This is a genomic window from archaeon, assembly GCA_016432545.1.
In the GTDB taxonomy this organism is placed as follows: Archaea; Thermoproteota; Nitrososphaeria; order Nitrososphaerales; family Gagatemarchaeaceae; genus UBA183.
The window spans coordinates 426,728-441,634 of record CP066694.1; the positions used below are offsets into that span (position 1 = coordinate 426,728).

Genomic DNA, 14,907 nt, shown 5'->3' on the forward strand with positions numbered 1-14,907 from the left:
AAACGCCCGTTCCAGAAGCGATGGTGTTTAATTACGTCAAACGAGTAATGGCAGTCGATGGCCCAGACGCAGGTCGAAAGGGAACTAAAGTTGATTCGGCAGAGGCTGGAGTCGATTGAGGAGGCTCTGGCAGAGGATATGACCGAAGATGACAAGCGGGCATTGGTAGACGCCCTGAAGGAACACAAGTCAGGGAAGACGGTGCCTTTCAGCGGCAAGAAGCGTTGAAGGTCTTCCTGTCACACCGGGTCCAGAAGTTCCTCGATAGTGCGTCCGCGGACCTTAAGGAGAGGCTGCAGTCTAAGATTGCAGAGCTGTTGACGAGTCCTTATCCGACTGGGTGCAAAAGGCTGAAGGGAGCCCCCAATGCCTACAGGCTAAGGGTAGGCGATTATCGGATTCTCTATTCAATTGTAGAACATGACGAGATAATTGTCTTCAAGATCGGCGCGAGAGAATCGGTCTACGAATAGGACCTCGTGCTTGAACTAATTAGTCACCAAGTGAGGCGGCAGGCCCCAAGCCAGTCGACGCGAACTAGCATATACGAAAGCATGTATAGATATCACAGCCTCCAATTTTGGGCAATGAATTGGCTTGGGATTGGCCTCTTCTCCGGATTGTCAATTGTTCTTACGAATGTATTCGTTCTTGCCCTCGCAGGACTACTTTCGGGCTTCTACTCTTCATCCTACCTCTTTCTCCTTTGTTCCGTGTACGTCGTTGTTCTGGGGTTGTTAGTGGCTCTTGGGTTTCGGTATAGCCCCTGACATCGAAGAATTAACAGCCTGAATCGTGCTCTCTTTGTCAATCAGGGTCTGATTCGAGGACATTTCAAGAGTAGCCCGGCTAGGATTCGAACCTAGGTCGAAGGCTCCAGAGGCCCCCATCCTTGACCACTAGACGACCGGGCTTCAGATGAACGACTCTCTGCTTGCCGATTAAAAGTATTCGAAGGCCTAGGTCCGCTCTGCCATCTGGACTGGCTCTGCCGAGGCAAGCCCGGACACCGTCGCGTCAAGCGACGCTAGGGCCGCCTCCAAGACATCAGGTTGCAAGTTCCCAAAGTGACCTATCCGGATCATCTTGTCTTTCGCTTCGTAGATTCCTCGGGCGAGGACAACCCCGTGGTCAGACTCCATCGTTTTCTGAATGGGCCCGGCCATGCCGTCCTTGACCCAGATCGAAGTTACCGTGTCGGACCTGTAGCCCTCGTCGGCGACGAATCCGAAGCCGTGCGCTGAAACGAACTCTCTCGCAAGTTCTCCCAGCTTCCGATGCCTGGCCCACCTAGCGTCCAGTCCCTCGCTCATCACCTCGGAGAGAGCCTGGCGCAGGCCCTGGAGGACCTGTGTGGCGGGAGTAGCCAGGTACATCCTCGGGTCTTCCATCACTGGCTTCCACCTCAGCAGGCTCATGTAGTACGACTCGATCGGGCTCTCTCGCCTCTCCATCGCCTGGATGGCCCGGTCAGAGGCAGCGAGAAGTACGGCCCCTGGGGCCGCTGCAAGTGCCTTCTGTGAGGCTGTGAAGACGATGTCCGCTCCCAGCTTGTCAAACTCGAGAGGTAGTCCGCCGATGCTGCAGACGCAGTCGACGACCGAGAGAACCCCAGCTGCGTTGCACTCTGCGACCAGCTCTTTGATCGGATTGGCCACCGAAGTCGAAGTGTCCACATGGGTCATGAAGACAGCAGAGTAGTTCGAGCCCTTCAGCTTCTTCCTGAGGTCGTCCGGGTCCGCGTGGCCGCCCTCGGGATAGTCTATGGACTCCGCCACGGCGCCATGGATCTGGTTGAGCATCAGCATCCGCTTCCCGAAGTATCCTGAGCTGAGGGTGAGGGTCCTGTCGCCCCTCGAAACCAGGCTCGTGACGGAAGACTCCATCCCGATGGTGCCGGAGCCTGTAAACACGAACTGGACTCCCTTTTCATTTCTGAAAACCTGCCTTGAGAGACCAATTATTTCCTTGAAAGTGGCATAAAACTCCGCGCCTACGTGAGGAAGCTGCGGGCCTGACATTGCCTTTCTTACTACCTCCGATACGTTGGTTGGTCCCGGAATCAGAAGGAGCTTCTCAGGCAATGAGACCGTGTGCCGGACCACCATTCCGATGGATAAAAACGCTACTTACAGGTGGTCAAAGATGTCCGAGAGGCTCTCGATGTGGATTATCTTCGGGTCGTCCACCCTCGTGGAATGAGCGAGCATGAACCCGATCCTCGCAGAGCGGAGGAATGCCAGGTCGTAGACCGTATCTCCGACAGCGATCGTGTCGCTTGCCCGGATCCCGACCCGGTCCAGCATCCGCTTGTAGGCGACGTCCTTTCGTGTCGGATCGACTCGGCCGACCCCCTCCGGCAGGATCTTCCCTTGGGAATCGAACCTCAAGCCGTTGGCAATGACGTGGTCGATCTTCAGGTCGGAAGCCACCTTCTCCGCGAGTATGTCGATGCCAGAGGTCACCAGTGCCGTCTCGATTCCGCGCTTCCTGAGCCTACTGATTGTGGAGGGGGCGTCCTTTCTGACCTCGTACCCGTTGAGGATCGTCTCGATCTCGCTCCTCGTGACGCCCTTGGGCCAAGAAGAGATGTCCCTGCGCATGAACTCCTGGTAGTCGATCTTCCCCTCGGTGTACAGCTTTAGGGAAGCCGCCCCTTTGCTCTCTGTCCCGAACTTCCTGTGAATCGCGACCCAGCTGCTCTCATGCTCCAGGAGGGTCCCGTCCATGTCAAATGAGGCCAGCCGTATGCCCGCCGTCATATCTTCTGCCTGATTGGCAGGCCCATCAGGTCCATGGACTTTGCCAGCACCTTGCTCGCCGAGTCGACGAGGGCGAGGCGCGCGTTCCTCAGCACCGCATCCTCTTCCTTGTTGACCTGGACGCTCTCGTAGAATTCGTTGAAGGCGACCGCGAGCTCGTGGCCGTACTTCGCGACCTCCCTCGGAGAACGATACTCTCCGGCGGAGGCGACTGCCCTGTCGAGCATGGAGAGTTTCTTCGCCAGGGCCTTCTCCTGGGGGAGGACGAGCTTGGCAGCGGATGCTTGGTCGATTCCTGGTGACCCTGCGGTCTTGCCTAGGATCCGCCTCGCCCTGGCGTAAGTGTAGAGAAGGTAGGGCCCCGTGTCGCCCTGGAACCTCAGCGACTCCTCGAGGTCGAAGACTATCATCTTGTCAGGGTCCTGTTTCAAGAGCTCGTACCTCAGGGCCGAGACAGCGACGGCCTCCGCGACGTCGTCGACCCACTCCTTCGTCTCCGAGAGGTTCCTCCTCCTCGTCTCGGCTTGAGCCTTCTCTTTGAGAGCTGACAGCACGGCATCCGCGTTTACGAAGAGCCCCTTCCTGCCCGACATGTGGGCGAACTCGCCCACGACCTCGAACCCGAGCCGAAGGGCGGTCCGCTTCGAGATGGCGACCACCTCGTAGGACCTGTGCAGGTACCTCTTTGACGCCCCCTTGCTGAGCGACTCGAGGACCTTGGAGACAATCCGCTGGAGGTAGCTCTGGCGGGTGTCGATCACTGATATCGCAAGGTCCGCCCCGCCAAACTTCTTCTTGGCGGTGCCCTTGTCAAGTGTGGTCGTGTAGAGGTTCGGGCCCTCGGGCTGGGGCGTCGGGTACTCTCCGTATCCGAACGGATCCCCAATCAGTCCGATCTTCCATGCGGCGTAGGGGATGTCCTTCGCCACGTACACCACAGTTCCGTCGGAACGCACGACTACTTTCTGTTCCCCCGACTCGGGGTCGGGAATGACCCAGCACCCCTTGTTATCGCCCTCGGTTTCCAGCCTCACGAGGCCTGACTCTTTCATCTTGGAGAAGATGTCATCCCACATCCCTGAGTGGACTATGTGTGACTCCCAGTTGAGCAGGTCGTAGCGGGCGCCCATCCTCCAACAAGTCTGGAGCTGGGCGGCGAGGATCCTTGCCACGATCGACCTTGCGTACTCTGCGATCGGGCCGGTTCCCTTCTCGACCTCCTTGAGGACGAGCGACTGCTTCTCCTTGAGGGAGGGGTCCTTCGCGTACTCTTGGTTTACCTTGACGTAAACCTCGTCGCCGCAATAGCTGTCGTACTTCGAGCCCTCAGGAGGTTCGTCCGAGTATCCCAGGAACTTGAAGCCGACGACCACATCCGCCACCTGGGCCCCGGAGTCGTCGATGTAGTTCAAGGCCTGGACGTCGTTTCCGAGGTACCTCAGGACCCTGACCAGAGAGTCTCCGAGCACGAGGTTCCGCGCGTGCCCGATGTGGAGGGCCTTGTTTGGGTTCACGTTGGTGTGCTCGACTGCAATCGTCTGGCCGACGCCGGCCCTCTCCCCCATCTCTCCGGAGGTGATCGCTTTGATCGAGTCCGCTATGAAAGGCCCATAGTTTATGCTAAAATTGACGTAGCCTCCTCGGTGAGGGGTGACCGAACCGATGTATTTCGTTCCTGAGAGCCTGTTCATGACCTTCGATGCCAGCTCGATGGCCACTTCGCCCGGTTTCCTCGAGGCGCCCCTAGCGATCCTGATGGGCAGCGCGCAGGCGAGGTCGCCGTACTCTGGAGACGGGGGGACGACCAGGTCTATCTGGTCTTGGTGCCCGTAGGATTCCGAGGCCTCGGAAAGGACCCTCCTGACTTCATCCTCGAATTCAAGGAACTTCAAGCTGTCCGAGTCTCACGAGCGACCCGATAAAAGGTATCGCGGCCCCAACGCTTCTTAACGACTTAATCTTGGGCACCTCTGGGCCCGTAGCCTAGCACGGATCAGGGCGTCAGCCTCCGAAGCTGAAGACCGAGGGTTCGAATCCCTCCGGGCCCGCCATCAGACTCGCATCGCGACGCCGCACGGAAATTCTTGATTGCGTCATGGATATTAACGTCGAGCAATTTTCAATTTCAACCAACGATGAAATTCCTCTTTGTCACCAACGAGAGTCTCTCCGCCGACCTCGCCTGGCAGCTCAAGAAAGAGGGACACGAGGTAAAGATGTACTGCCACAGCCAGGGAGAGAAGGACGTAGGGGTCGGATTCTTCGAGAAGATCGACGATTGGGAACCGTTCAAGGACTGGGCGGACGTGATCGTCTTCGACGACGTCGGTTTCGGACCCAAGGCGGAGGCGCTGAGAAGTGAAGGAAAGTTGGTCTTCGGTGGCTCAGTCTACACAGACAAGCTGGAGTTCGACAGGGAGTTCGGACAGTCCGAGCTCAACGCGGCGGGGGTCGACGTCCTCCCGAGCTGGAACTTCACCTCTTTCGATGAGGCGATAATCTTCGTGAAGGCGAACCCGGACAGGTATGTGCTCAAGCCGAGCGGGAAGGCCCAGAGCGAGAAAGAGTTGCTCTTCATAGGCCAGGACGTAGACGGGAAGGACGTCCTGCAGATCCTCGAACACTACAAGGCGAACTGGTCAAAGAAGATCAAGGAGTTCCAGATTCAGAAGTTCGCTGAGGGCGTGGAAGTCGCTGTGGGGGCTTTCTTCAACGGCAAGGACTTCATAATGCCGATTTGTGTAAACTTCGAGCACAAGAGACTCTTCCCCCACGAGCTGGGCCCAAGTACTGGCGAGATGGGGACGACGGTCTTCTACACGAAGGACAGCCCCGTTTTCGAAAGAACCCTGCTCAAGATGAAGGAGAAGCTGGCCGAGAGCCACTATGTGGGGTACATCGACATCAACTGCATCGCCAACGCCAAGGGGACCTGGCCTCTGGAGTGGACGTCGAGGTTCGGGTACCCGACGATTAGCATCCAGATGGAGGGGATCACAAGCGACTGGGGCACCCTCGTCCACGACCTCGCTGAAGGGAAGGAGGCCGTCTTGAAGGCGAAGAAAGGGTATCAGGTCGGAGTGGTCGTCACCATTCCTCCCTGGCCCTTCGAAGACGAAAAGGCGTTCAAGAAGTATTCCGAGGGGGCGACCATACTCTTCAGGCGCCAGAGCCTCGACGGCATCCACATCGGAGAGGTTAAGCTTGAGGAGGGAGACTGGCACATCGCAGGGCAGTCGGGCTACGCGCTCGTAGTGACCGGGTCGGGGGCTACGATGGCTGATGCGATAGAGAAGGCCTACGCGAACGTGAAGAACGTGATGATTCCCAACATGTTCTACAGGACTGACATCGGCCACAAGTGGACCCACGACAGCGACATGCTGTTGAGCTGGGGCTATCTCTAGCCCGGGCTCAAGTCAGTCCCCGCGGCCTCTCACGTCTTTCGGAGGCCATGCGAGGAAGGTGGAAGGTTTTTCTGGCGACCTCTGGGCGTCGGCGACATGGAAGGGGCGTACAAGTCGTTCCGCCTGCCCGAGTCGACCCTACACTACCCGGCTTCAAGGGAGTTCAGGACAGAGCACGTCAAGATTGAACTAGACGTGGACTTCAAGGGAAAGAAGATCTCCGGCTCCTGCTCTTTGACAGTCTCGCCGATCGCGGAAGAGCTGCGGACAGTCAAGCTCGACGCCCGCTCGATGACGATAACCGGGGTGACCCTCGGAGACAGCGACCTGAAATTCGAGCACAACGGCGAGGTCCTCGCGGTCCACCTTCCAAGTCCAGTGACAAGTCGTACGACCATCAAGGTGGACTACTGGGCCATTCCTTCCGAGGGAGTCTACTTCACTGGGCCAGACGTGGAACACCCGGAGAAGGAAGTCCAGGCTTGGACGCACAACGAGTCCGAATTTGCGAGGTACTGGTTCCCCTGCTTCGACCATCCTAACGAAAGGTCGAGCAGCGAGATCGTAGTGAGGGTCCCGAGAGGATTCAGGGTCGTCTCCAACGGGCGCCTCGTCTCGATGACTGAGGACGGGGAGAGTTCGACTTTCCACTGGTTGGAGGAGACGCCTCACCCGACCTACCTCACCTCTTTCGTGGCCGGGAGGCTCGGGGAGATTACGGACGAGGTGGATGGGATAAAGCTCGGGTACTACTTCCCAGAGTCGAAAAGGGCCGACGCCCTCAGGTACTTCGGCGAGACGCCTGCGATGATGGAGGCCTTCAAGGCCTTGACCGGCATGAAGTACCCGTACCCCAAGTACTCCCAGACCGTCGTTGAGGACTTCATCTACGGAGGGATGGAGAACTTCAACGCCACCACGCTCGCGATGAACTACTTCCCCGAAGCCGACTCGGAGGAAGACTTCTCGACCTCCTATGGGGCGCCCCAGACAAACGCGGTCAACCTGGTGGCGCACGAGCTCGCCCACCAGTGGTTCGGGGACTACGTAACTTGCGTCGACTGGTCGCACGCATGGCTCAACGAGGGCTTCGCGACATACTTCCAGGGCCTCTATCTTGAGAAGACAAGAGGGGTGGATGCCTTCAGATGGGACCTCTGGGCGAGGGCCGAGGAGTACTTCGAAGAGGACGAGAAAAGATACAGGAGGCCCATAGTTGACAGAGAGTATGTCTATCATGACGACGTCTTCGACCACACCACCTACCAGAAAGGCGAGTGGATGCTGCACGAGCTCAGGTACCTGATAGGCGACAGGGCTTTCTTCGCAGGCATTACCGAGCATCTGAGAAGTAACGCACTGGGCAACGTCGACACGCACGACTTGAGGAAGGCCATGGAGAAGACCAGCGGGGTATCCCTCGAGGAATTCTTTGAGCAGGCCTTCTTCAGCCCGGGCTTTCCCGAGCTGGAGGTAGCCTACGACTGGGACGAAGGCTCAAAGGTTGCGACCGTTACTATGAAGCAGGTCCAGAAGTTGGAGATGGGGACCCCCCGCTTCAAGCTTCCACTCGAGGTAGTCTTCTACGTCGGCGGGAAGAGGGCGAGCACCAGGGTCTGGCTCAGAACCGAGGAACAGTCATTCTCTTTCGGCTTGGCTTCGCGGCCGAACATCGTCGAGGTGGACCCGCAACGATGGATACTGAAGAAGGTCGCATTCAAGAAGGGCATCGACCTGTTGGTTGCTCAGCTCAGAGGGAGCGAGGACGCCTCGAGCAGGGAGGACGCGGCGGGGTCTATAGGAGCGGTGAAGGCTGACTCAGCGATTCCCGCCCTTATCGAGGCTGCCACGAAGGAACAGTTCTGGGCTGTAAGGAGCGCCTCGATTAGAGCCCTCGGCGTGATCGGCTCCGAGTCGGCCCTGGTGGCCCTTCTCGGTCTTGGCCTTCCGCAGCACCGCAGGGTCAGGCGGGCGGTAGCGGAGGCCCTCGGCCACTTCACGGCAGACAAGGCCAAGGAGACCTTGTCAGGACTTCTGAAGGGCGACCCGAGCCCGTACGTGAGGTGCGAAGCTGCTCTCTCGCTATCCAAGGTATGGAAGGATGGTGCCCTGCCGATCCTCAAGGAGGCGATGAAGGTTCACACGACCAACCTAGTCCTCTCCGAGGCGTGCCTGCACGCAATCGGAGGGGTCGAAGGAAGAGAAGCTTCAGAGACGATCTTGGAGAACCTGAGGTACGGGAAGCCGACGAGGGCAAGAATCGGGGCACTGAAGGGGATCAAGAGTAGAGGTGTGGCTCTCCAGGAGGAGGTCAAAGTGCTGAAGGAGGTACTTCTCCGCGACAAGGAGTTCCGGGTCAGGCAGTATCTGTCGAGCGAAGTGATGCCCGCGCTGGCGGACCGAAGGTTCCTAGGGGCGCTGAAAGAGTCTTCCGAAGGAGACAAAGACCCGAGGATCCGCAGGACCTCGCTTGAGGCCTACTATCAGATCTTGAACTAGGCCTGGCCAGACGGGCCTACTCTTCGAGCTTCTTCCTCAGCGACTCGCCGTGGGTCGCGGTCACCCTCGACTGCTTGGACGATAGTAGCCTCTTCATCTTGGGGCCCATCGAATCGAACACAGCCGCGAGGTTGTAGCCGGTCTCCGAGAAGGCACGCCTGTCTCGAGGCGTGAAGACCTCGACTGAGACCTCGTATCGCGCGTGGGTCTTGGAGGCCTTCTTCGTCTTCACTACGGCCCGGACTTCCTCGATGAATGGGAAGACCTTGTAGAGCTCGGAGGAGAGCCGCTCGAATTTGACCTTCGCCTCTGCGGCCTCTATCGGCTCTTCTGGAAGGCCCACGATATAGAAGGGCGGCGTCGAAGAGCGTGGCATATGAAAACAACCCGGGTGTGAAGGGTCCCGGCTTTATGGATTCTGCCGGATGCTGGGCGGTCAGACCTCCAGGACCCCAAGAATCTCAGGGAGGCTGGAGACGACCATGGGAGCCCCTGCTGACCTCAGGGCAACCTCGGTGTACGACCCGGTCGCGACAGAGACGATGCGCAGGCCTGCTTCTCGAGCCGCGGTGACGTCCTGCACGCTGTCTCCGACATAACACGCGGAGAGAGGAGTGGAGGCAAGGCCCGCGACCGCCCTGAGCAGCCCCTCCGGGTGAGGCTTCATTTGGAAAACGTCGTCTCTCGTGAGCACGAGTTCGAATTTCGAGACCAGGCCGTTCCTCTCAAGGATTCTCCTAGCTGCTTTCTTCCCGCTGTTGGTGACGATGCCCAGCCTCACTCCCTTGGCCGAGAGCGCGTCCAGGGTCTCGTGCGTACCTGGGAAGACGGTCGCGCTGCTTGCGTTCCCCTCTTCGACAGCGTCGAGAATGGAATAGAGTTCCGGCCTAAGGGAAGAGTATGACTCCCCCGACTGGCTCTTGGCCGCGTCCAGTATCTTCTGGATGGGGGTTTCGGGGCCAAGCCCGGTCACGTCGTAGCTGCGGTCTTCTAGGGCGCGGACCATGGCCGTCCTCGCTCCGAAGACGTCGAACTTGTACCGGACGAGGGTGCCGTCTACGTCAAAGATCACCGCGGCCAGCATCGTTCTAGATCTTCTTCTTTGAGAAGAGGAGGAGGATGGCCAAGCCAGCGAGCCCTATGGCTATGGCCAGGATGGCGAATGCTGAGATGAGGTCGGAGCCGGCCTGAAGGACCAACGACGGCAGGAACAACGCGAATTCTTGGTCCACATTTGTATTTATCCGTTGTTGAGAGACCGCGAAGGCCGGACCCGTTAAAGGATTAAGTAACTTGGAAGGTTCCTAGGGCCAGATGGGTCCCCGCCTCACTTGCTTCGGGGGGGTCGGCGAGATTGGGGGCAACAAGTTCCTGCTTGAAGATTCTGGGTCCAAGGTACTGCTCGACTTTGGGACAGGGTTCGTCGAGGGAGCCGACTACTTTGATTCGTTCATCGCCCCCAGAGGGGTGAATGGGGCGGGGGACCTCTTCGAGTTCGGGCTCCTGCCGCAGATCGAAGGCCTCTACTCCGAGGAATCGCTTCAGAACACAAAGATGCGATACACCGACCCCGAAGTCGACGGAGTCGTCCTCAGCCACTACCACAGCGACCACATGGGGCGGATTTCGTACATCGACCCCAAGATCCCAGTCTACTGCGGGGAGACGACAGCTCTCATCCATGATGCCTACAGCGAGGCCTCCGGGTCGCCGCTCGACGGGCGGGAGCTCAGGAAATTCAGGACGGGAGACAGTTTCAAGGTCGGCGCGTTCGAGTTCGTCCCCGTCCACGTGGACCATTCGATACCGGGGGCCTACGGATTTGTGATACACCACAGCGAGGGGACTATGGCCTACACGGGGGACTTCAGGTTTCATGGACCTGCGGGCAGGATGACTCAGGACTTCCTCGACGCGGCGCAGCAAGCCAAGCCGGACGTCCTTCTCACCGAAGGGACCAGGGTCAGAGAGGGAGACGGAAAGTCGGACTCGAGCGAGGAGGAAGTCCTCCAGGAAGCTACATCAATTGTGGCCGGGACTCAGAACCTAGCTTTCTCCACCTTCAGGGGGAACGATGTCGACAGGATCAACACATTTGACGCAGCGGCGAAGAAGACGGGGAGGACCCTTGTAGTCTCCATGAAGACTGCGGTCCTCCTTGAGAAGCTGGCTGCCGACAAGAAGCTCAAGGTCCCGAGGGTTGGCGATGAGGTTCGGGTCTACGTGAAGAGGAAGAGGTCGGGGACCTTCGAAGACTCCGACTATCGGCCCTGGGAACGCAGGTTCCTCGACCATGGCATCACGGCGACAGAAGTGAGCGAGAAGCAGGGGAGCGTCTTCCTCCACCTAGAGGCCTGGAACTTCCCGGAGCTCGTGGACATCAAGCCCAGGCCGGGCGGGGTCTACATCCATGCCGCCACGGAGGCGTTCAACGAGGAGGGAGAGCGCGAGGAAGGGGTGATACGCAACTGGATAGACCACCTGGGGTTCGACTACCGGCAGCTTCACGCGTCTGGGCATGCGCCGATGCGAGGGGTGGAGGACGCGGTGGCGAAGGTGGGGGCGAAGGTCGTGATACCCATCCACACTGAGCGACCTGACCTGTTTGCCACATTCAAGGGGAAGGAAGCCTGGACGTTGAGGCCCCCGGCAAAGGGGGTCCCGCTCTCTCTGTCAGACCGGTGACAGCTTATTATGAGCTGGACTCGGCGGTGAGGCCGTTGCAGAGGCTGAAACTGGAGCCAGGAAACTGGGACCTAGACGACGCCCTTCCAGGAGCCGAGTCCGGAGGCTTCGAGCGGACTGTCGCCGGGCTGAGGGCAAAGGCCGGTACGTTCGAGGGGATGAGGAAGAACCTCGCGAACTTCGGTCCGGGCGAGGTAGCGGATGCCTTGAAGCTCTATGAGAGCATGTACGAGGACGTCGCAAGGCTCGGGTCACATGCCTACATGCGCTATTCGACGGACACGGGCGACCAGAAGGCGAAGGCTGCCCTGGACACCGCAGAAGAAATCAAGGCGGAGGTGGACAACAGGGCCATCTTCTTCAGACTCTGGTGGACGGGCCTGAAGGGTCAAGACGTTGCGAAGCTCCTTCCGTCGGACCCAGACTACCGGCACTTCCTCGGGCTTTGGCGCGACCTGAAGCCGTTCACCCTCGATGAGAAAGTGGAGCAGGCGGTCAATCTGAAGAACGTGACTGGCTTCGCGGGATGGACCCATCACTACGACAAGGTCGTCTCCGGGTTCACCTTCACCGTGAAGGTGAAGGGAAGGGCGCTCAAGGACGCGTCCGGAAAGCCAAGGCAGATGGTCGTCGACGAGGTAACGCGCCTCTTCACCTCTGCTGACGCCCCGACGAGGGAGGCCGCGTACCAGGCCCTGCTTGGCAGGTATGCGAAGGAGGGCGAAATCCTCGGTGAAGTCTACAGGACGATCGTGAGGGACTGGGGAAACGAGAACATCAAAATGAGGAAGTACGCCTCGCCGATCTCAGCCCGGAACCTAGAGAACGACGTGAGCGACGAGGCGGTCGCCACCCTCCTGAAGTCCTGCAGGGCCAACGCCCCAGTCTTCCAGGAGTTCTTCAGGCTGAAGGGAAAGATGCTTGGACTGCCTAAGATGTCGAGGTATCACATCTACGCGCCGCTGGCGAAGAAGGAGAGGAAATTCGAGTACGCGACTGCCGTGCAGATGGTCTCGGACGCCTACAAGGAGTTCGACCCAAGAATCGCCGGCTTGATGATCAAGGTGTTCGAGAGGGGCCACGTGGACGCCAGCCCAAGGAAGGGGAAGACCAACGGCGCCTACTGCGCGAGCATAACGCCGGACGTGGTTCCGTACATGTTCCTCAACTACTCGGGGGCCACGAGAGACGTCTACACCATCGCCCACGAGTCTGGCCATGCGGTCCACAGCCAGCTGGCCTCCTCGCACTCGGTGCTCACGTTCCAGCCGCCGCTGGTCCTAGCCGAGACGGCCTCGGTTTTTGGAGAGATGATCCTGTTCGACAAGTACATGCGCGAGGAGAAGGACCCGGAGCTCAGGAGGGCCGTGCTGCTGGAGAAGATCTCTTCGATGTACGCGACCATTGGGAGGCAGGCTTACTTCGTGGTCTTCGAGAACGAGGCGCACTCGAAGGTGGTAGAAGGCGCAACAGTCTCCGACCTCTGTGGAGTCTACTCAAGGATCCTGGCCGAGCAGTTCGGCGCCGCAGTCGCTGTCCCCGACGAGTTCAAGTGGGAATGGACGTACATCCCTCACATCTTCCGCACTCCCTTCTACTGCTATGCCTATGCTTTCGGGAACCTGCTCAGCCTTGCGCTCTATGACTCCTACACAAAGGAAGGGAAGGAGTTCGTCCCGAAGTACAGGAAGATCCTAGCCTACGGAGGCTCGGCGAGCCCGGCGAAGATCCTGGACGAGGTCGGGGTGGACGTAGCTTCCGCGGCTTTCTGGCAGGGCGGCTTCGACGTCATCAAGAGGATGACCTCCGAGCTGCGCAAGCTGTAGACGAAGGAGGGGGCCCCAGAGACGAACCGAAGACAGGCGGTCGTGTTCTACGGAGGCCTCGGTTTTCTCATCCTGATTGTGATTGTCTTCTACTACTTCCTCTCCTCGGGTGGGACGTACGTGACGATAGGCGAGCTCTTCCTGGTCTGGGTCTTCGCGTATCTTGTGCTGTCGCTCCTGGGGCCGCGCCTCAGACGCTGGTCTAGAGAGGGGGGCGCCGCAAGACAAGGGAGCGTTGAGCCGCCAAAGGCACAAATAACGAGTGACAGGCCGGAGTGACCATGAAGCGCGAAGAGGCCAAGGACCTCGCCGAGGCCGCGGTCTCGAAGGCAAGGGCTTCCGGCGCTTCTTACGCTGAGGCGAGAGTTCAGAGCACGAGGGCGCGGCAGTACGTCCTCAAGAACGGCGAAGCCCAGCCCTCGTTCTTCGGCGAAGGGTACGGCATCGGGATCAGGGTCATCGCAAGGGGAGCCCTGGGGTTCGGGGCCACGAACGACATGAAGCGTGAGGCGGTCTCTGACATCGCGGCGAGGGCGGTCAGGCTTGCGAAGGCTTCGTCGTCGCTTTTGGCAAAGCCGATTTCATTCGACGATTCGAAGGCTTCCAGGCGCAAGTGGGCGGCGCCAGAGAGCAAGAAGGTCGAGAACGCAGACGCGGGATGGCTCAGGAAGGTGCTGGTAGAGATCGAGAAGCGGATAGCTGATGGGAGGGCTGGGGTAAAGATACCGGGAAGGCTTCTGTTCCTTGCTGCAGAGCTCGAAGAGAAGTACTTCATCAACAGCGACGGGGCCCAGGTCGAGGCGAGGCTCCCGAGGGTAGGCTTCTTCGGCTCCCTGACGGCGATGGAGGGAGGCTCGGCGGTCCAGAGGTTCATCCAGCAGGGAGAGACCGGAGGCCTGGAGGTCGTTGACAGGGTCAATCTGGTGGAGAAGATCGAGGAGGAGGCCAGGACCCTCGGGCGCGTCCTCAAGACCGCGGGCAAGCCTCCTACGGACACCCTGGACGTGGTGCTAAGTCCGGAGCTCTCGGGCATCGCGGCCCACGAGTCCGTCGGGCATCCTCAGGAGGCAGACAGGGTCCTCGGGAGGGAGGGCGCTCAGGCCGGAGAGTCGTACCTCAAAGCCGACAGCCTGGGGAGGAAGATCGGCAGCACGGAAGCCAACATAAGCGACGACCCGACTCTGCTTCACTCCAACGGGTACACCCCAGTCGACGAGGAAGGAGTCCAGGCGAAGAAGAGGAGGCTGATCAAGGACGGCATAATCAACGAGTTCCTCCAGAACAGGAACACCGCGACCCAGTTCGGGCTGAGGAGCAACGGGGCGTCCAGGTCGGTGTCCTTCGACAGGGAGCCCATCATCAGGATGTCAAACACCTTCGTGGAGCCCGGCGACTATTCGACGGAGGAACTGATCAAGGAGGTGAAGCACGGAGTATTCTTCAAGACCTTCACGGAGTGGAACATCGACGACAAGAGGCTCAACCAGAGGTACGTTGCCCTCGAGGCCTATCTGATCGAGAAGGGTGAGACGAAGGGTCTCGTGAAGGCGCCGGTACTTGAGATAACGACGCCCCGGCTCTGGGGAAGCGTCAAAGCCAGGAGCAAGCACATGGAGTTCGAGGCCGCGGTCTGCGGGAAGGGCGACCCGTCCCAGGGGGCCCCGGTCTGGACGGGCGGTCCCGAGACCCTCCTGCAGGGGATAAAGCTGGGAGCAAGGTGAGAAGGTA

Annotated in this window: 13 protein-coding genes and 2 tRNA genes; 9 read left to right on the forward strand and 6 right to left on the reverse strand. The window is 59.4% G+C overall.

Annotated features, from left to right (window positions below; genetic code table 11):
- The first annotated feature begins 57 nt into the window (after positions 1-57).
- Together HY247_02360 and HY247_02365 are read left to right on the forward strand one after the other, a co-directional pair.
- Positions 58-228, forward strand: a complete 171-nt coding sequence (locus HY247_02360) for a hypothetical protein (protein QQG49175.1) — start codon at positions 58-60, stop codon at positions 226-228.
- Complete coding sequence (locus tag HY247_02365; GenBank protein ID QQG49176.1) at positions 225-473, forward strand: type II toxin-antitoxin system RelE/ParE family toxin; 249 nt, start codon at positions 225-227, stop codon at positions 471-473. The genes HY247_02360 and HY247_02365 overlap by 4 nt, the downstream gene beginning before the upstream one ends.
- 368 nt (positions 474-841) lie before the next feature.
- Here the strand turns inward: HY247_02365 and HY247_02370 are convergent.
- From HY247_02370 to argS, 4 genes are all read right to left on the reverse strand, one after another.
- Positions 842-914 (reverse strand) — tRNA-Gln (locus tag HY247_02370).
- A 45-nt stretch (positions 915-959) separates the two neighbouring features.
- Positions 960-2,084, reverse strand: coding sequence for an alanine--glyoxylate aminotransferase family protein (locus HY247_02375; GenBank protein QQG49177.1), 1,125 nt, complete (start codon positions 2,082-2,084; stop codon positions 960-962).
- Positions 2,085-2,129: 45 nt separating this feature from the next.
- On the reverse strand, positions 2,130-2,762 hold the full coding sequence (locus tag HY247_02380) for an HAD-IB family phosphatase (GenBank protein ID QQG49178.1): 633 nt from the start codon (positions 2,760-2,762) through the stop codon (positions 2,130-2,132).
- Positions 2,759-4,654, reverse strand: coding sequence for an arginine--tRNA ligase (gene argS / locus HY247_02385; GenBank protein ID QQG49179.1), 1,896 nt, complete (start codon positions 4,652-4,654; stop codon positions 2,759-2,761). Before argS ends, HY247_02380 begins: the two co-directional genes overlap by 4 nt.
- An 80-nt stretch (positions 4,655-4,734) precedes the next feature.
- On the opposite strand from argS, the gene HY247_02390 reads away from it, so the two are divergent.
- The 3 genes from HY247_02390 to HY247_02400 all read left to right on the forward strand — a co-directional run bounded on the left by HY247_02390 (position 4,735) and on the right by HY247_02400 (position 8,668).
- Positions 4,735-4,813, forward strand: a tRNA-Arg gene (locus HY247_02390).
- 84 nt (positions 4,814-4,897) lie between these two features.
- Entirely contained in the window at positions 4,898-6,169 is a 1,272-nt protein-coding gene (locus HY247_02395; GenBank protein QQG49180.1) for a phosphoribosylamine--glycine ligase, read from the forward strand.
- Between the two features lie 96 nt (positions 6,170-6,265).
- The gene (locus HY247_02400; GenBank protein ID QQG49181.1) at positions 6,266-8,668 is read left to right on the forward strand and encodes a M1 family metallopeptidase; all 2,403 of its coding nucleotides are present in this window, start codon (positions 6,266-6,268) and stop codon (positions 8,666-8,668) included.
- 16 nt (positions 8,669-8,684) lie between these two features.
- Here HY247_02400 and HY247_02405 read toward each other — a convergent pair whose 3' ends face one another.
- Together HY247_02405 and HY247_02410 are read right to left on the reverse strand one after the other, a co-directional pair.
- Complete coding sequence (locus HY247_02405; GenBank protein QQG49182.1) at positions 8,685-9,044, reverse strand: hypothetical protein; 360 nt, start codon at positions 9,042-9,044, stop codon at positions 8,685-8,687.
- A 60-nt stretch (positions 9,045-9,104) separates the two neighbouring features.
- Positions 9,105-9,752 carry an HAD family hydrolase gene (locus HY247_02410; GenBank protein QQG49183.1) on the reverse strand — a complete coding sequence of 216 codons (648 nt, stop codon included), beginning with the start codon at positions 9,750-9,752 and terminating at the stop codon, positions 9,105-9,107.
- Between the two features lie 230 nt (positions 9,753-9,982).
- Between HY247_02410 and HY247_02415 the strand changes: the two genes are divergently transcribed.
- From HY247_02415 to HY247_02430, 4 genes are read left to right on the forward strand one after another with little or no spacing between them, the layout of a single operon-like run.
- Positions 9,983-11,353, forward strand: a complete 1,371-nt coding sequence (locus HY247_02415) for an MBL fold metallo-hydrolase (GenBank protein ID QQG49184.1) — start codon at positions 9,983-9,985, stop codon at positions 11,351-11,353.
- A gap of 35 nt (positions 11,354-11,388) precedes the next feature.
- Positions 11,389-13,179: a M3 family oligoendopeptidase gene (locus tag HY247_02420; GenBank protein ID QQG49185.1), complete on the forward strand. Its 1,791-nt coding sequence runs from the start codon at positions 11,389-11,391 to the stop codon at positions 13,177-13,179.
- Positions 13,180-13,221: 42 nt separating this feature from the next.
- On the forward strand, positions 13,222-13,458 hold the full coding sequence (locus HY247_02425; protein QQG49186.1) for a hypothetical protein: 237 nt from the start codon (positions 13,222-13,224) through the stop codon (positions 13,456-13,458).
- A gap of 2 nt (positions 13,459-13,460) precedes the next feature.
- Positions 13,461-14,900, forward strand: a complete 1,440-nt coding sequence (locus HY247_02430) for a TldD/PmbA family protein (protein ID QQG49187.1) — start codon at positions 13,461-13,463, stop codon at positions 14,898-14,900.
- Positions 14,901-14,907: the final 7 nt, after the last annotated feature.

Bases quoted from the DNA above. Each gene is read 5' to 3' on its own strand.
- HY247_02430 (QQG49187.1), top strand. From the start codon at position 13,461: ATGAAGCGCGAAGAGGCCAAGGACCTCGCCGAGGCCGCGGTCTCGAAG.
- HY247_02395 (QQG49180.1), top strand. From the start codon at position 4,898: ATGAAATTCCTCTTTGTCACCAACGAGAGTCTCTCCGCCGACCTCGCC.
- HY247_02400 (QQG49181.1), top strand. From the start codon at position 6,266: ATGGAAGGGGCGTACAAGTCGTTCCGCCTGCCCGAGTCGACCCTACAC.
- HY247_02410 (QQG49183.1), bottom strand. From the start codon at position 9,752: ATGCTGGCCGCGGTGATCTTTGACGTAGACGGCACCCTCGTCCGGTAC.
- HY247_02360 (QQG49175.1), top strand. From the start codon at position 58: ATGGCCCAGACGCAGGTCGAAAGGGAACTAAAGTTGATTCGGCAGAGG.
- HY247_02405 (QQG49182.1), bottom strand. From the start codon at position 9,044: ATGCCACGCTCTTCGACGCCGCCCTTCTATATCGTGGGCCTTCCAGAA.
- HY247_02415 (QQG49184.1), top strand. From the start codon at position 9,983: ATGGGTCCCCGCCTCACTTGCTTCGGGGGGGTCGGCGAGATTGGGGGC.
- HY247_02380 (QQG49178.1), bottom strand. From the start codon at position 2,762: ATGACGGCGGGCATACGGCTGGCCTCATTTGACATGGACGGGACCCTC.